This window comes from Lysinibacillus sp. JNUCC 51 (genome assembly GCF_015999525.1).
Classification (GTDB): Bacteria; Bacillota; Bacilli; order Bacillales_A; family Planococcaceae; genus Lysinibacillus; species Lysinibacillus xylanilyticus.
Genome location: NZ_CP065545.1, coordinates 4,293,594 through 4,310,288 on the forward strand (window position 1 = coordinate 4,293,594; position 16,695 = coordinate 4,310,288).

Annotated in this window: 12 protein-coding genes, 1 pseudogene and 1 riboswitch; of the genes and pseudogenes, 9 read left to right on the forward strand and 4 right to left on the reverse strand. The window is 35.5% G+C overall.

What is annotated here, in order from left to right; translation table 11 throughout:
- Nucleotides 1-86: 86 nt before the first annotated feature.
- From comX to JNUCC51_RS20760, 9 genes are all read left to right on the forward strand, one after another.
- Nucleotides 87-245, forward strand: a complete 159-nt coding sequence (comX, locus tag JNUCC51_RS20720) for a competence pheromone ComX (protein ID WP_337989557.1) — start codon at nucleotides 87-89, stop codon at nucleotides 243-245.
- Nucleotides 246-376: 131 nt separating this feature from the next.
- Entirely contained in the window at nucleotides 377-2,587 is a 2,211-nt protein-coding gene (locus JNUCC51_RS20725; RefSeq protein WP_337989558.1) for a sensor histidine kinase, read from the forward strand.
- Between the two features lie 216 nt (nucleotides 2,588-2,803).
- The gene (locus JNUCC51_RS20730; RefSeq protein ID WP_337989559.1) at nucleotides 2,804-4,102 is read left to right on the forward strand and encodes a serine hydrolase domain-containing protein; all 1,299 of its coding nucleotides are present in this window, start codon (nucleotides 2,804-2,806) and stop codon (nucleotides 4,100-4,102) included.
- Between the two features lie 275 nt (nucleotides 4,103-4,377).
- Nucleotides 4,378-5,067: an endonuclease V gene (locus JNUCC51_RS20735; RefSeq protein ID WP_337989560.1), complete on the forward strand. Its 690-nt coding sequence runs from the start codon at nucleotides 4,378-4,380 to the stop codon at nucleotides 5,065-5,067.
- A 77-nt stretch (nucleotides 5,068-5,144) separates the two neighbouring features.
- Entirely contained in the window at nucleotides 5,145-5,678 is a 534-nt protein-coding gene (locus tag JNUCC51_RS20740; RefSeq protein ID WP_443137013.1) for an SMI1/KNR4 family protein, read from the forward strand.
- Between the two features lie 376 nt (nucleotides 5,679-6,054).
- Nucleotides 6,055-7,359: a hypothetical protein gene (locus JNUCC51_RS20745; protein ID WP_337989562.1), complete on the forward strand. Its 1,305-nt coding sequence runs from the start codon at nucleotides 6,055-6,057 to the stop codon at nucleotides 7,357-7,359.
- 461 nt (nucleotides 7,360-7,820) lie between these two features.
- Entirely contained in the window at nucleotides 7,821-9,047 is a 1,227-nt protein-coding gene (locus JNUCC51_RS20750) for an MFS transporter (RefSeq protein ID WP_337989563.1), read from the forward strand.
- Nucleotides 9,048-9,077: 30 nt separating this feature from the next.
- On the forward strand, nucleotides 9,078-10,493 hold the full coding sequence (locus tag JNUCC51_RS20755) for a M20 family metallopeptidase (RefSeq protein ID WP_337989564.1): 1,416 nt from the start codon (nucleotides 9,078-9,080) through the stop codon (nucleotides 10,491-10,493).
- Between the two features lie 137 nt (nucleotides 10,494-10,630).
- Nucleotides 10,631-11,602 (forward strand): glutaminase, encoded by a 972-nt coding sequence (locus JNUCC51_RS20760; protein ID WP_337989565.1) that lies wholly within the window; start codon nucleotides 10,631-10,633, stop codon nucleotides 11,600-11,602.
- Nucleotides 11,603-11,754: 152 nt separating this feature from the next.
- On the opposite strand, the gene JNUCC51_RS20765 is transcribed toward JNUCC51_RS20760, so the two are convergent.
- The 4 genes and pseudogenes from JNUCC51_RS20765 to JNUCC51_RS20780 form a co-directional block, all read right to left on the reverse strand.
- Nucleotides 11,755-13,328, reverse strand: a protein-coding gene (locus JNUCC51_RS20765) for an IS3 family transposase (RefSeq protein ID WP_337988355.1) whose coding sequence is annotated in 2 segments (ribosomal slippage) — nucleotides 11,755-12,686 and nucleotides 12,686-13,328 — 1,575 coding nt in all. Because the reading frame shifts where the segments join, the coding sequence is not laid out codon by codon here.
- 105 nt (nucleotides 13,329-13,433) lie between these two features.
- Nucleotides 13,434-13,737 (reverse strand): annotated as a pseudogene (locus tag JNUCC51_RS20770) (transposase); the annotation flags it as partial.
- Nucleotides 13,738-14,157: 420 nt separating this feature from the next.
- On the reverse strand, nucleotides 14,158-15,498 hold the full coding sequence (locus tag JNUCC51_RS20775) for an amino acid permease (protein WP_337989566.1): 1,341 nt from the start codon (nucleotides 15,496-15,498) through the stop codon (nucleotides 14,158-14,160).
- Nucleotides 15,499-15,662: 164 nt separating this feature from the next.
- Nucleotides 15,663-15,739, reverse strand: a riboswitch (glycine riboswitch).
- 515 nt (nucleotides 15,740-16,254) lie between these two features.
- Nucleotides 16,255-16,644 carry a rhodanese-like domain-containing protein gene (locus JNUCC51_RS20780; protein ID WP_134019984.1) on the reverse strand — a complete coding sequence of 130 codons (390 nt, stop codon included), beginning with the start codon at nucleotides 16,642-16,644 and terminating at the stop codon, nucleotides 16,255-16,257.
- Nucleotides 16,645-16,695: the final 51 nt, after the last annotated feature.

The following is a 16,695-nucleotide window of genomic DNA, read 5'->3' on the forward strand; positions in this document are numbered from 1 at the left end:
AAATAATTGGTAAATGTAAATTGAAGCTCGATGTTATGTGTACCTAGAAAGTGTAACTATAAAAACTAATGAAATGAGGAGATTTTATGATTAACATTATTCAATTTTTAGAGCAAAATCCATCGTTGCTAACTTTGTTAAAAGAAAAAAAAGCTTCTCTAGTTGGTGTTACAGAACTTGAACAAAAAGCAATTCTGGAATCTTTTGATGAAGTGCTATATGTAGACAGTCGCCTTTGGTACTAAGTAATAGTAAAAGTAAGTGGTTTTGGCTTGCTATAAGTATTTATTTAATAATGGGTCTTTACTTACTTTATGTAACTTATAGTAAGCCTTTTATAAATATCGAGCTTAAGGAGAAAAACGGAGAATGGTTAGTGGTAGATTCTTATTATAAAGATTGGGCTACTAAACAACAAATAGAACCCGGAGATATTATTATAAATGTAGATGGTACTGAGATTAATAATATTCCTAATTTAAAGTATGATTTCGTATTACGAGCAGCCAATGATTTAACGATAAAGAAATCGAATAGTAGTTTAATCCATATACACATAAAACCACTAGATATTCCCCAACAATTTTATTATTTACTAATAGCACCAACTTGTTATTTTTTTCTTACTCTTATAATTTCTCTATACTTGTATTTAAATCAAAAGAATAACCCTTTAGTGAATATACTAATATTTTTTATACTAACTGTCTCACTAGCATATGTTAGTATAGGCGCGGCAGGTATATTGGATAGTATTGGGATTATAATAAATCGTAGTAGTATGCTAGTTTGCTTAGTCTTATTAATTCATTTTCTTAGGAAATACTTTTTGTTTTTGAATTTAAAATGGATTTTTATTGACAATATTAAAGTATTTTATTTACTTCCGCTAATGGCTGTTTTTTTAAGCGTTTGTAGTATTATATATCCTTTTATCAATCCTATATTCTCTAGTTTAACCCTTTGGATATTTTTTATTTTGCTAACTGTAATTCTATGTATATTGGGAATTAGTTACTTAATATTTAAAACACCACAATTAAAAATCTTATTAAGTAGTATCATCATCCCATTTCTACCGTTTCTGTTTCTATATGCGTTGCCAGAAATAATCTTCAATAAGCAAGTGCTCTCTGCGGAAATTAGTTCATTATTTCTAATGTTAATACCGTATAGTTTTATTTTTACACAGCTCACTGAACGTATATTTGATATGGAATACTTTATTACCCGTTTGCGCCATTATTTTAATTTTTCATTTGTTTTTACAATCTGGCTGTTAATGGGTTTTTATTGGCTTACTGATATGCCTATTTCAAGTATGGCGGAATTATTCTTTTTTGCCTTCTTTTCATCAATAGCACTTTTTTACTTTAAAGAGAAAATAGATTATCATAAGCGAAAAATTCTTTTTTCAACAAAAGGAGATTATATCCATCGATTGTATACGACAGTTGATAGTATTGGTAGGGTTGTGAAGATTGAAGATTTGCTTGATAAATTTGTTCAAGAAATTGCTTTACACCTTGAGATTAAACATGTTCACGTATTAACCTATGATTTACAAACACATCAAGTGACTTCCACGAGCACATCAAAAGAATATACTCAAAATCAAATGAACGAGATATTACTTGAGAATCTCCGCTTGGGGGATATAAAGAAAACAGAGCATTTTTATATAGCTTTTATCCACCAAGATGTAAATTATAAAAGAGTATTAATCGTAGACCATAATAAATCCATTTATCTAAAGGATGAGGAGCTATTATGGCTTGAATTATTGCTTTTATATTTAAATAATTTTATAGAAAATACGAAAATGGTGGAAGATCTATTAGAACAATTAAAGCATATGAAAGAGGCTGATAAAAGTCAGCTACCATGGCTCAATAAGCTTCTTTGGCTACGATTTGAACAAGAAAAATATCAATTAGCTCAAGAGCTTCATGATACGGTTTTACAGGAACAGCTACATATTGCTCGAGAAATGGATGTATTTATTCATGCAAAAAGGACAACGGATATTCATATGAACCTTACTAAGATTCATGAACATATGATTGCATCGTTAAATGATTTAAGAGGCTACTGTGAAAATTTGAAGCCGCCATTATTAGATACACTAGGCTTAAATGCAGCGCTTGAGAAGTTTATTCAAAAAGTTCATAAGCGTGCTGATTTTGTTTTAATTTATACAATTGATCGTCTTTATTTAGAGGATGAGCGTTTAAACTTGATAATTTATCGGCTTTTTCAAGAGTTAATGAACAATGCCTTGAAGCATTCACATGCCAATACTGTCGAAATCCATCTATTGGAAACAGAAGATGGTTTTGAAATCAATTATTCTGATGATGGTGTAGGATGTAAAATGGATGAAATTATTGTTTCTGATTCAATGGGAATCAGGGGGATGCAAGAGAGGGTACAAGCCTTTAATGGTCAGTTTTCTATCAAGACCGATGTAGGAGAAGGAATGTCTATACGAATTAAGGTTATTGAAGGGAATCATACTCATTCTATGGCTACGAAAGATGGCCAACTCTTAGTAGAGAATAATATAAGAATAGAAAGAAAGATATGAACCATTTTCACACCTCCTAATCTTTTTGTATTGTGCAGAATTCACAGTATGAGTATGAATTGGGAGGTTTTTCTTTGGAGTTTATTTGTATAGGGGAAGGGAATCTTCAACATAATGATGAAATTGATAAAAAAGGATAGTCGTTTTAATTCTAAGCGGTTTAGGCGACTCATCAGGTAAGGAAAACCTAATATAAAGATAGAAGGAGAAACTCACATGCTATTAGAGGAATGGTTAAATAATTGGGTAGATTCTTATAATCGAAACGGTTATTTGAATGGTACTATATTAATTGCATCGAATGAGAATATTCTTTTAAACAGGGGATTTGGTATGGCGAATTGGGAGCATAGCGTTCCAAATGTGCCAACAACTAAATTTCGTATAGGGTCATTAACGAAAGCATTCACAGCGATGGCTATTTTTCAATTGCATGAAAAGCAAAAATTAAATATTGACGATTATGTAGGAAAATATCTAAATGATTATCCGAATGGTCAACAAATAACAATCTATCATTGCTTAACAAATAGCTCTGGAATACCTAATTATACAAATGCCCCTGATTTTTGGTTTCGCACAATGAGACTGCCATCCACATTAGATCAGCTAATTGATACCTTTAAGGGAAGGGAATTAGAGTTTGAACCTGGTAGTGAATTTGGCTATTCAAATTCAGCGTATGCGTTGTTAACGGCCATTATTGAAAAAGTTTCAGACATGTCATATGCAGATTACATCCAGCAGTATATATGCCATCCGTTAGGTATGTATCATACAGGCTGTGACGATGGAATAAAGGTGATTCCAGGTTTAGCATCTGGCTATTCATTTTGGGAAGAACCAATTCATTCAGCGTATGCGGATATGTCATTTCCATTGGGTTCCTACGGGTTATATTCTACAACAGAAGACCTTTTTATTTGGGATCATGCATTAAAATCCTCCAAAATCCTTCCTAAGGAATTAACAGAGAAAATGTTGACTCCACATCGGGGGTCCTATGCGTGTGGCTGGATGGTCTCTGAAGTAATGGGGAAAAAATGTATGCATCATTTTGGAGATATTAGCGGTTTTTCAAGTGATTTCCTTAGATTTATTGATGATAGAGTTACGATTATCTTTTTAAGTAATATGAATGTTACACCTGTCACGCATTTAAGTAGAGAGATTGCAAAAATCGTTTTTGATAAAAATGTATCTTCACCGGCACCTGCAGTTCCGATAGCATTCATAAAGAAAGAATCTATCGTGGGGCAATATGTAATAGAAAATGAAGACAAAGTACTTACCATTACTATTAAAAATAAAGAACTTTATCTAACAGTCCCCAAGATGTATGGAGCTTTATATAAATTTAAGCTTATACCATTTAGTCATGACGCTACGAAAACGGCTTTTTTAGCCGAGATGATTTATGAACGATTGATATTTTATTATTCATTATCAGGGGAAATAGAGCGTGTGCAATACGTGGATTGTTATGATAAAACTTATATGCTTTCTAAACAATAGATGGAGCATCAACATTATATTTTGAAATTTAGAAAGAGGCAACTCATAGTTGAGATGCCTCTTTGATTTTATTCATTAAATGCGCTTAGCGTGAATACGAAGATACTTTTCACCATCATATGAATCATAGAAGGCCAACTTACTTCGTGCCTACTAATCATTCGCAGCACGTGTATAGATTGGATTTTTTCTTTGTATTGTTATATTTACCTTAACAAATATAGTTATTTATGTATCATGATAGTATATTTATATAGAGAGGAGATGATATCTTCATGGAAATGGAAGAAATGATCTTGAATTATACATCGCAACAAAATGAATTAAGGAAGCATATTTCACTACAAAACAATTTTTCAGCTGATCAAATTAAACTCGTTGCAGGAGTAGATATTGCCTATTGGGGTGAAAATACTAAAGAATATGGAGCTTGTTGCATTCAAGTTATAGATTTTAACTCCAAAAAGATAGTTGAACAAATTGAGTACATAAATGAAATTACAATTCCATATATTTCAGGGTTTTTAGCCTTTCGTGAATTGCCTCTTGTATTAGAGGCTGTTAAAAAGTTGAGAACGAATCCAGACCTTTATATGTTTGATGGAAATGGGTATTTGCATAGTCGTCATATGGGCATTGCTACACATGCCTCATTCTTCTTGGAAAAACCTACAATTGGTGTTGCCAAAACTTATTATAAAATAGAGAACACAGATTTTATAATGCCGGAAAATATAGCTGGAGCGTATACTGATATTGTGATTGATGGGGTAGTGTATGGTCGTGCTCTAAGAAGTAGAAAGGATGTTAAACCGATATTTGTTTCGTGTGGTAACGAGATTGATTTAGATACGGCAACTAATATAACGATGCATTTTATTGAAAAAGAAAGCCGTTTACCAATCCCCACAAGATATGCGGATTTAGCAACTCATCAGGCAAGAAAACTAGAACGAGACTATTAAAATAAGAGGGATAAAAAGTGAAAAAAGAAGTTGAAATTCTATGGAATCGTATCATTGAAAAAAATTCGAAGTTAGAAATGAATGGTAGAGAATTATTAAACCTTCAGCCAGGTGCAACAGTTGAAGAATTTCAACTAATCGAAACTACATTAGGAATTACTCTTCCTGAAGAGATGAAATGTTTTTATCGTATATTTAATGGACAAGTTTGGTCACAAGGAGTACAGCCTTTTGTTAGAAATTTAACCCTATCTCCTATATCTGAAATTATTGATAATTGGGAGTTTCTACAGGAGGAGTTTGATCCAGATGATTTGCTTCCAGATATAGAGTATGGTGTTGAGGTTAAACCAACGCTTTGGAATGAAAAATGGATTCCGATTGCTGAAAATGGTGGAGGCGATTATCTTTGTCTTGATACAGATCCAATAGAAGAAGGAGTAGTCGAGGTTGATTTCCGTTCCGACTGGTCGCTTTTATCGCTGCCGCTTCTCTTTCGCGCAGAGCAGAGCTTCCTAGGGGCGTCCGATGAGCCGCTTCACTCGCGTTGCTCGCTGCAGGGTCTCGGGCCAACACGATGTTGGTTACGAAGGCGTTATCACAGGACGTGATGGTTTTAGCCTTCGTTCCTCTATTCGCTGATCCCCGAGGAGTCGCCCAGTCTCCACTCCAATCAACATTTCATAGCATGTCTCTTCTGGCAGATTACTCTAAATTATAGTGATGAAACAAAACTTCAGTAATGTTTTATCTGTGCGAGAGCAAATAGCCTGAAATGAGAATCCCCTTTAAAGTGCCATAGTATCGACAAAGATTCCCTTGACTATTTTTGTTTTTCTGTAGAGAAAAGTCTATTGGTTAAATTTATCTTTTTCATTTGTGTAGAATATCAATTCTTCGATATACTATTTATAGTTAATCTGTATAACAATTGAGAATTTTTCGTCATAACAAGAGTAGTTTGACATAGAAGGTAGGAACTTAAAAATGTATAAAATAGGTGTTGTTGGCCCAGAAAAATCCGTTGAAAAAATTATCGAATTAGCACATGAAATTGAACAGGATATGGAATTTATTCCGTATATTTATTCGATGGCTACAGAAACAAAACATCTTGTGGAGACCCATAATCAAGATGTTGATTTTTGGTTATTTTCGGGATACATACCTTATAAAATTGCTAGTCAGACAAGCGTCTCACACGATAAACTGGCACATATATTCTTTTCTGATGCGGCCATCTATAAAGGCTTTTTAGAGCAGTCCTATAATATGGGGAAATTTATAGAGAGAGTTAGTATTGATATTATCTCATCACCAGTTGAAATTGCATCAGAAGGGTTGGCGGAAATAGAGAAAATTGTAAGGGAAATGTATTTAAAGGAATTTGATGTAGCCATCGATCCGAAAGAATTATTTAATTTTCATTACGACCTGTGGCTGAAAGGGAAAATCGATTTTGCGATAACATGCTACCCTTCAGTCGATGAAGAACTGAAGAAGATGGGGGTCCCCTCCTATTGGGTATCGCCTACAAAAACTGAAATTTACCATACTGTCCAACTATTTACCGAAAAAATTAAAACGTCGTATTATAAAGAGACGCAAATTGGTGCTGTCATGCTCGAAATAAAAGATTTCGATTCATTGAAGGAAAGAATGAAGCAAGGATATCGTATTCAATATCTAGAATTACGCATGAAGGACAACTTACTGCAATTATGTGAACAAATTGATGGCTCCTTAATCGAGGAAGGGAATGGGCGATATACAATTTTCAGCACGAGGGGAGCAATCGAAGGGCAAATTCAATTCATTAAGAAAAAAATGTATCAGTTGTCCATTGAAATGGAGGCTAAGGTCACAGCTGGAATAGGTTTTGCACAAACTGTATTTAATGCCGAATTAAATGCCCATAGAGCTTTAAGACAAACGAAAGAGAATGAATCGATTGATATTGTCATGATTCAAGATGATGGTACAATTATTGAATCTGTTGGTAATACCGAGGAGCTAACATATTCCTATAGAGCTGAAGATCCTACTATCCTTGAGAAATTAAAAAAAGGTAGCGTCAGCATTAAAACCTATACAAGAATACAAGCACTAGTTCAAAAAATGAGCTGGAAGCATTTTACGACGAAAGATTTAGCCACACAGCTTCAAATGAGTGAACGGAATGCGCAGCGCATCGTGGCTGATTTATGCAATGTGGGCTTAGTGGAAATTTGTGGAGAAGAATTGCAGCATACACGTGGTAGACCAATAAAAATATATCAGCTAATGATCTAGGTCAACTTCATAAAAGACAAAATGTCCCGAACCAATTAATGGTTTTGAGGGCATTTTTTGTTTGGTTAATAGTTTCTGTAAGCATAAGGTGACAGAAAATTTTAAGTAATTTTTCGTTTTGGGTGTGTATTTAAAAAATGTAGATAAATCAACAGTTTCCTAGTTTTTTGGTTTATTTTAGACATCATTTTTATGCGATTATTTATTAGGAATTTTCGAAAAAATATTGTCAATTTATAAAAAGTCGATTATTATACGAATATATAACGAAAATGTCGCTATATTGAAGGGGAGACTTTAATAGATAGGGAGAGATGGAGAATATTATAGAAAGGCTTGCAAAAGATTTCGAAAAGGAAAGAATAAGAGTTTTAGTTGTCTGAATCTTACGACTACAATCGAACTTTTGATCTTAGTACTATCGATTTTGCAGCACTGTAGTAAACATAGGAGGGATTTTAATGACAACAAATGAAATGACGAAAAAATCTAGAAATTTAATCCTTGCACTCTTATTTTTAGGATGGTCATTAGGAAATCTTGATCGTTACATCATGAACTATGCAGTAGTTTCGATTACTGGTGATTTAAATTTAGATGCTTCTTCTACCGGGATTATTTTAAGCGCTTTCTTTTTAGGTTATGCGATTATGCAAATACCTGGCGGATGGCTTGCTGATAAATTTGGTGCTAAAAAAATCTTATTATTTTCAGTAATTATGTGGTCAATATTTACTGGTTTAACAGCTCTAGCTTGGTCTTTAGTTGCAATGATTATCATTCGATTTTTATTTGGTATTGGGGAAGGTGGGTTCCAACCATCTAGCTCCAAAATTATTGCTACGATATATCCAAAGGAAGAAAGAGGGCGAGCAATGTCAATCATGCTTTCCTCTGGAGGTATCGTTTCGCTATTCGTACCTTTGCTCGCAGCTTATTTGTTAGGAACAATTGGTTGGCGCACGATGTTTGTTGTAATTGGTGCTATCGGTGCTATTATTGCATTTTTATATTGGAAATATATCAAGCTTCCACAAGATGAAGCGGTGGAAAATAGTAATAGTAATGAAAATACTTCTACTAAAGTTAACTTTAAGGAACTATTGAAAACACCACTTATGTGGAATTTAATTATTGCTTATTTCTGCATATATGCAGTGAACTGGGGATTAGTTTCATGGATTCCAACATACCTTCAAAAAAATCGTGGGCTCGATTTAATGTCGATTGGTTGGGCGCAAACAATTCCAGCCATTACTACTATTATTGGTGTCTATGGTAGTGGTTATATCATTGATAAGTTGCCACGAGGAATGGACAAGATTTTAGGTTCAATTTCATGTGGAGTTATTGGTATTTTATTGTATTTAATGTTTACAGCTAAGTCTGTGACAATGTTTATTGGCTATCAAACTGTTGTTACTTTATTTATTGCATTTGTCATTACAATGTTACCTGCCATTGTGTTAAAAAAATTACCTTCTTCCATTACGGGATCAGCAATGGGGATTGCTAATACAGGCGGTCAATTAGCGGGATTTGTAACACCGATGGCAATCGGTTTTATGGTAGATGCTTTTAATGGTTCCTTTGATGCAGCCTTTTGGATGTTAATTGGATTTGCGGTTATTTGTATTATTTCACTCTTAACGTTAAATGATCAAAAAGGGAGTCTATTAAATTCGTAATAGGAACATATTTCTTTGGAGGTAATAAATATGAGTTTACATGGAAAAATTTCTTCATTAGTCGAGTCAAAAAGAGATGCTAGCATTCAATTAAGTGATGCCATTTGGGCGGTACCCGAACTTCACTTTCAAGAAAAGAAATCTGTTCAATATATGAAGGCGGCTTTAGAAAAAGAGGGCTTTGCAACTGAAATTGGAATCGCAGGGCTTGATACAGCACTAGTTGGAACGTTTGGCTCTGGAAAGCCTGTTATTGCATTTCTCGGTGAATATGATGCACTTCCTGGATTGAGTCAAAAAGGTGGGGCTACTCATCATGAGCCGTTAGAAGACGGAGGAAGTGGTCATGGTTGTGGTCATAACTTATTAGGGACAGGAGCATTTGCAGCGGCTGTTGCAGTGAAAGATTACTTAGAGCAAAATAATCAATCAGCTACAATCCGTTTCTACGGCTGTCCTGCAGAGGAAAATGGTTCAGGTAAAGCTTATATGGCGAAGGCTGGTATTTTCGATGACGTCGATATTGCGATTTCTTGGCATCCTGGTACTTTTACAACTGTTATGACTTGTAGCTCTCTAGCAAACTATGCGGCAACTTTTAAGTTTACGGGGAAAAGTGCACATGCAGCAGCAGCACCACATCTAGGAAGAAGTGCATTAGATGCAGTTGAGCTCATGAATGTTGGGGTAAACTATTTACGTGAGCATATCATTCCAGAAGCGCGAGTGCATTATGCGGTTACCAACACAGGAGGAACATCTCCGAATGTTGTTCAACCATATGCAGAGGTGACATACTTAGTTAGAGCGCCTAAAAAGCATCAAGTACAAGAGATTTATCAACGTGTTAAAAACATTGCTAAAGGCGCAACGTTAATGACTGAAACATCGTTAGAAATTGCCTTCGAGGGAGCTGCTTCAAATCTTATTCCAAATAAAACACTTTATGATGCGATGCAAAAACAAATACTTGATTTAGGAATGCCAACTTATACAATAGAAGACGAGCAGCATGCCCGAGCGATTTTTAATACATTTTCTCCTGAAATTCAGGCAACATCGTTAATTGGTCTAAAAAAAGATGATGTCGCACAGCTACAAGGTAAAGTTATTGCTAACCACATCCCAAGTGTCCTTCCTGAGTTTATATTGGGTGGATCAACGGACGTTGGCGATGTAAGCTGGAATGTCCCAACTGTTCAATGTACAACGGTATGTATGGCACTTGGTACACCACTTCATACTTGGCAAGTTGTATCACAGGGGGTTATGCCAATAGCACATAAAGGGATGCTACAGGCAGCAAAAATTATGGCTTGTACTGCTGTTGATTTAATTGACAATCCAGCACTTATTGAAGAAGCTAAAAAAGAATGGAAAGAACGTCTGGATGGGGAGACTTATGTTTCGTTAATTCCAGAAGGTACTATGCCTCCAAAACTGTAAAAAGTTATTCCATATAGAGTCTTCATAGGGTAAACTATGGAGGCTCTGTTTTTGCCTATTATTAAGTTTTTTTAGTAAAGTGTACTTATTGAGTAGTTATGGTGTAAAATGCCGTATTTTTGAAAGGAGATCACAAAATGCCGACAGATCATATCAATCATAATAACAATCACCTTGCGGCAGAATGGGTGGAAAAGTTTCGTCCTTATGCTAAAGAGGGAAAATGTGCAAGTTATATTCCCGCTTTAGCGGAAAAAGATCCAAATCAATTAGCGATTTCGATTATCGGTACTAATAATGAGGAAATGAAAGCCGGAGAGACAACTGAACTATTTACTCTGCAAAGTGTTTCAAAAGTAGTTACATTTATTTTAGCATGTATGGAGCGGGGATTACCTTATGTTTTAGAACGAGTAGATGTTGAACCTACAGGTGACACCTTCAATTCAATCATTCGTCTAGAAAGCCATCAGCCTGGAAAACCTTTTAATCCAATGATTAATGCAGGAGCAATTACAGTATCCTCTATGCTTGACGGAAATTCTCCGCAAGAAAAGGTTACAAAAATCCTTCAATTTTTAGAACAAATCGTTGGCAAGGAATTAAAGGTTAATGAAGAGGTTTATCAATCTGAATGGCAAACTGCTAATCGAAACCGTTCTTTAGCTTATTATTTAATGGATTCTGGCTTCTTAGACTGTCCTGTAGAAGAGGCATTGGAAGTTTATTTGAAACAATGTGCTATTGAAGTAAATGTTTCGGATTTAGCAATGATTGGTTTAGTAATCGCCAATGATGGCTATCATCCTTTATTAAAAACGCAACTTTTTCCAAAGCAAGTAGCGAAATTAGCGAAAGCATTGATGGTTACTTGCGGTATGTATAATGCTTCTGGTAAATTTGCTGCATTTATAGGGTTACCTGCTAAAAGTGGTGTCTCTGGAGCGATTTTAGCGGCTGTACCAAGTCACGCAGGCTTAGATTCACCTTTTCCTACTGGCTGTGGTATTGGCATCTATGGGCCAGCAATTGATGACATCGGGAACAGTGTAGCCGGAGTGAATTTACTAAAGCATATCGCTACCGAGTGGAATATGAATATTTTTTAATCAATCAAAGAAAGATGACTTCAGTAAATATAGAGGTCACTGAAAAACTTACGCTTTTATAATAGCGAACCTTTTTCAGATAAAAATAAGGCACTTCTTGTTCAATTTGAACTGCTCCCTGTCAAGTAGACAGTGGAAATAATAAAAATGCTTTAAGCGGCTTGAGTCCTGAATTCTAAAGGACTCAAGCCGTTTAATGTTTCTTGATAACGTTCGTTGTTATAGAATTCGATGTACGTATCAATGGCGTGTTTTAATGCCTCAAACGTCTCAAACTTATGTAAATAATACTTTTCTACTTTCAGTGTCCCCCAAAACGCTTCAATTGGCCCATTATCGATGCAACGGCCGACTCTCGACATACTATGTGTTAGTTTTGCCTTCTTCATAATTCGCTTAAATTCTTTAGATGTATATTGATACCCACGATCACTATGTAAAAGCGGAAACTCATCTTTTGACAGTTGACGAATAGCTGGTCTTACCGTCTCAAAAACAAGGTCATTATTGTTTGAATGACCTAATACGTAACTCACAATGGACTTATCATAAAGATCGATAATCGCACTTAAATAAGCCTTCTTACCGTTACCATACTTGAACTCCGTCACATCTGTACACCATTTCTGATTCGGCTTTTCGGCTGTAAACATACGTGCTAACACGTTTTCTGCTACGTAATCCGGTTTCACCTTTCGGTACTTTTTCGGACGACGGCGAATCACCGCCTCTAAACCACAAATTTGCATTAGACGATGAATACGCTTCTTATTCACTTTCGCTAAGTTTTCTTTTTCACGTTGGCGGTTAATAGTCATTGCGATACGGCGGTAGCCATAAATGCCATCTATTTGTGTATATAAGTGTTGGATAGACGCCATTAGCTGTTGGTTCTCCAATTCCCGTGCTGAGGGTTGACGATTGAGCCATTTGTAATAAGCTGCACGGGATACCTTGGCGATTTTACATAATAAAATAATCGATAAGTTTTCATGCTTCGCTAGCTCTTGGATCGCGAAATAAAGGCTTTGAATCCGAACTTTACTTAACGATACCTCCTTTCGATTTCCTCTAACTTTTTTAGTAGTAAATTTTCTGCACGTAATCGTTCATTTTCGCGCTCCATCTGTTGAATTTTTAAGCGTAATTCATCTTCTGGTGTGCGTTCTTCTGCTGGTTTTGTACGACCTCGTTGATCTTGAAGGGCCTTTTCCCCATCTTGTTCAAACTTACGTACCCATTGATACACCTGTTGATAAGATACCTCATATTGTGCTGCTGTCTCTTGATAATTCTTCGCGTTTGCTAGGCAGGCTTTGACGATTTCAATGCGTTCTACTACGGTTGTTTTTCTTCCTTTAGTCATAGTTTGGCTCATTCCTTTACCCGAATCTTTTAATTCACTATGACTAGTATAGGTTTTTAACCATGATTTGAACAACGACCAACTGCTAATTTCATATGTTGAGAGGATTTCGTACATTGAATACTTTTTTGTTAAGTAGTCTGCTACTGCTCGTTCTTTTAGTTCTTTGGAGTAAAACTTATTTTTCTTAGCTGGCGTTAATGCTTCAATTCCCCCGGTTTTAAATTTAGTACGCCAGCTTTTAAATGTGTAAGTCGAAATAGCGTACTTTTCACAAATTTCTCGAATAGAATAAAGCTCTTCCTCTACATATTGAAGAGCTAACAATTTCATTTCAGGTGTTATTAGTTGTTTCGTCATAAAAAAACTCCCCATTTAATAAACAGATTTTATTTTTTAATCTGTCTACCTAATGGGGAGCATATCAATTTTGAACAGGAAGTGCCTTATTTCCGTCTATATTCCTTATTCATTTTTGTTTAGTAGCTTTAATATCCGTTTCAAATTGACAGCGAATATCGTTGTGGCACCCTGTATTTCCATGCCTAAAAAACCCGCAGTCGATGCCGTATCGTACCCGTGTCCGTTTTTTAATTCACTATTCTTCGCTTCTACTTTGTAGCGATTTTCGGATAATTGCTTAAATGCTTCCGTATTTTGAAATACTTCTTGTTCGTCATGTGTCCAACTTTATTTTGACAGAATACGTTTTACTTTTTGCGCCTTCTTTATAACAGCCCTTTCTCATTGGACATACTTTGCATTTTTCATTAAATGAAGGGTTTCTTGATTTGAAATCATCGGGGGGCACCAACTGCACATTAATTCTTTTATTATAAAGGAAAGCGTGACTAAAATAATAGTTTGATACATTGCGTTGTTTGGAGAAGCATCGCTCGACTCCAGCGGGAAAGCGAGACAGACGAGACCCCGCACGAAGCGAAGCGTAGGAGGAGGCTTGGCGCTCGCCCGCGGAAAGCGAGCGGAATGCTTCGGAAAACAACAGTAGGGTCACAATGCCAAATGTAAAAAGGTGAGATGATATGGACTTTTTCAGTGCCATCGTAAATATACGAAGTCATCTTTTTTGTTTATTTTGCTGTGGTTTCACTTTCGGGCAAAAAATAAAGTCCTGAATAGGATCACTTTCTGTAAAGTGTCACTATCCAGGACATTTCATTTCACCGTATTAGTTCTTTCTTTTCATTTTATAAATAATCATTAGTATGATAAACCAAATTGGTGTTAACAGTAATGCGGTACGTGTTGCCTCGGAAATGAACATCACTACTAATAGAAATGCAAAGAAGGCGAGTACTAAATAGTTCACAAACGGAGTAAAAGGTGCCTTGAAGATCGATGCTTCATGAAGTGCACGATTTTTACGTTTATAAATGATATGAGAGATTAAAATAATACTCCACACCCAAATAAAGCAAATAGCACTAATTGTCGTTACAACACTAAAGGCGTTTTCAGGCATTAGTTTACTTAGTAAAGCACCGGCGGAAACTACAATTGCAGACACAACGAGTGCGTTACTTGGAACACTGTTCTTATTAAGCTTTGCAAACTTTGGCGAAGCTTGCTTGTTGTTTCCAAGATTAAAAAGCATACGGCTTGTGGAAAATAACCCACTATTACCAGCTGAAGCGGCAGATGTTAGTACGACAAAATTAATAATACCTGCAGCAATGGGAATACCAGCTAGCGTAAATACTTGTACAAATGGGCTACTTGAGGCAGACATTTCATACCAAGGATTAATACATAAAATAACAAATAATGCCCCTACGTAGAATAATAAAATGCGTAATGGAATTTTGTTAATGGCAGAAGGGATATTTTTTTTAGGATCGGCCGTTTCTGCAGCAGATACCCCTACTAATTCGACACCAACAAAAGCGAAAACAACCATTTGGAATGCCATTAGGAATCCGTATAGGCCGTTCGGGAATAACCCACCATGTGCCCAAAGATTTTCAACTGTTACTGTGCCAGAGCTCGTTTGAAAGCCTGTAAATAACATGATTAGGCCAATAACAATCAGCGCCACAATTGTGATGACTTTTATAAGTGCAAACCAAAATTCTAGTTCGCCAAATAGTTTTACAGTTAGTAAATTTAAAATTAATAACAGTACTAGACAGCCAATTGCAGGCACCCATTGAGGTATATCAAACCAATAATGTGTATAAACGCCGACAGCAATAATATCTGCCATAGCAGTCATGATCCAGCAGAACCAGTATGTCCAGCCAGTGATGTAACCTGCCCATGGTCCTATGTATTCAGATGCAAAATCAGTAAATGATGTATAGCCAGCATTTGATAATAATAGTTCACCTAATGCCCGCATAACAAAAAATAAGGCGGTTCCGACAATGAGATAGGCAAAAATTATGGATGGTCCGGCTAAAGCAATGGCTTTACCTGATCCTAAAAATAAGCCAGTACCTATTGTTCCGCCAATTGCAATGAGCTGCACATGGCGATTTTTTAAATCTCGTTTTAATTGTTGTTGTTCCACGTTGATCCCCCTCAAAGATACGTAAAAACTATGACTGGAAAATAAAAAAGAGACTAGTAGTGACACTAGTCTCGTAAACGACAGAATAACAAATACCAATTACGGATGTTGTACGTAAAAAAAAGAAAACATTCGTGTGGTATAGCTTTCATGTTGAAAGTTAATATTACTCCTCTGTCCTTTTGCCTGAGATAGTGAACCCTTCGGCGACGCAAAATGCGCTCTCTCCAGAACTGCTCCTGCTATAGTGTTATCCATAGCATTCATAGCTTGTATTGTATGTCTTGATGACATTATTTTAAGATATTATACATCCTATCAGTGCCTGCTTAATTATTCAAGAGTAAATTTCAGTTATTTTCAGAAAAAAAGAAGATTGGAGTTCGTCTAGGTAAATATTTAACGAAAAATAGTATTTTTAGACATATGTTAATATAAGGATAATGTTTAATTTAAGGTGTTAAAAAAGGTGAACTATTTAAACAAGCATGGGAAGCGCCTTGCATTATGGCAAGGGATTTGTGATAAGAGTAGTATATTACCTCACGTTGCTTTAACTTCCTTGTCAGACGTTATACAATATATATATATAATATAGTAGAAACTCAGAATTTTTTACAAAAAGTAAACCATCTCATAGTTATTTGAGATGGTTTCTTTTTTATAAAACAAAGTAATATAGGTAAATATAAATAAATTTACTTAGTTTTCATGAGTAGATTTATTAATATTAGTCACTTATGTCTTATCGATTTTTTAAATTTGTTTTTTGGACTTTATTTTACCTGTCCAAGTACGGAAGCCGCCTTGAAGTTGGTAAATTTGGTTGTAGCCACGTTTTTTAAGAAACATAGCAGCACGTGAGCTACGGCCTGTATTTTGACAGTATAAATATACTGGTAAATCTGGGCGGATTTCTTTGTAACGTTGACGTAGAGTTGTTGAAGGAACATTGCGCGCGCCAAGGATGTGACCAGCATCAAATTCTTTTTGTTCACGTACGTCGATAAGCTGTGCTTTACGATAGCCTTCAATAAATTGTTCTTGTGTTAGGTTTGTTACGGCTTTTTTTAGTCGTAGGGCATTGATACCGATATATGCAATTACGACTACTAAAATTACACCGATTGTGATAAGTATGTTCAAAATTTCTTACCCCTTTCTATCTTCTTTATTATTATAAAAGATGCGCTAGCG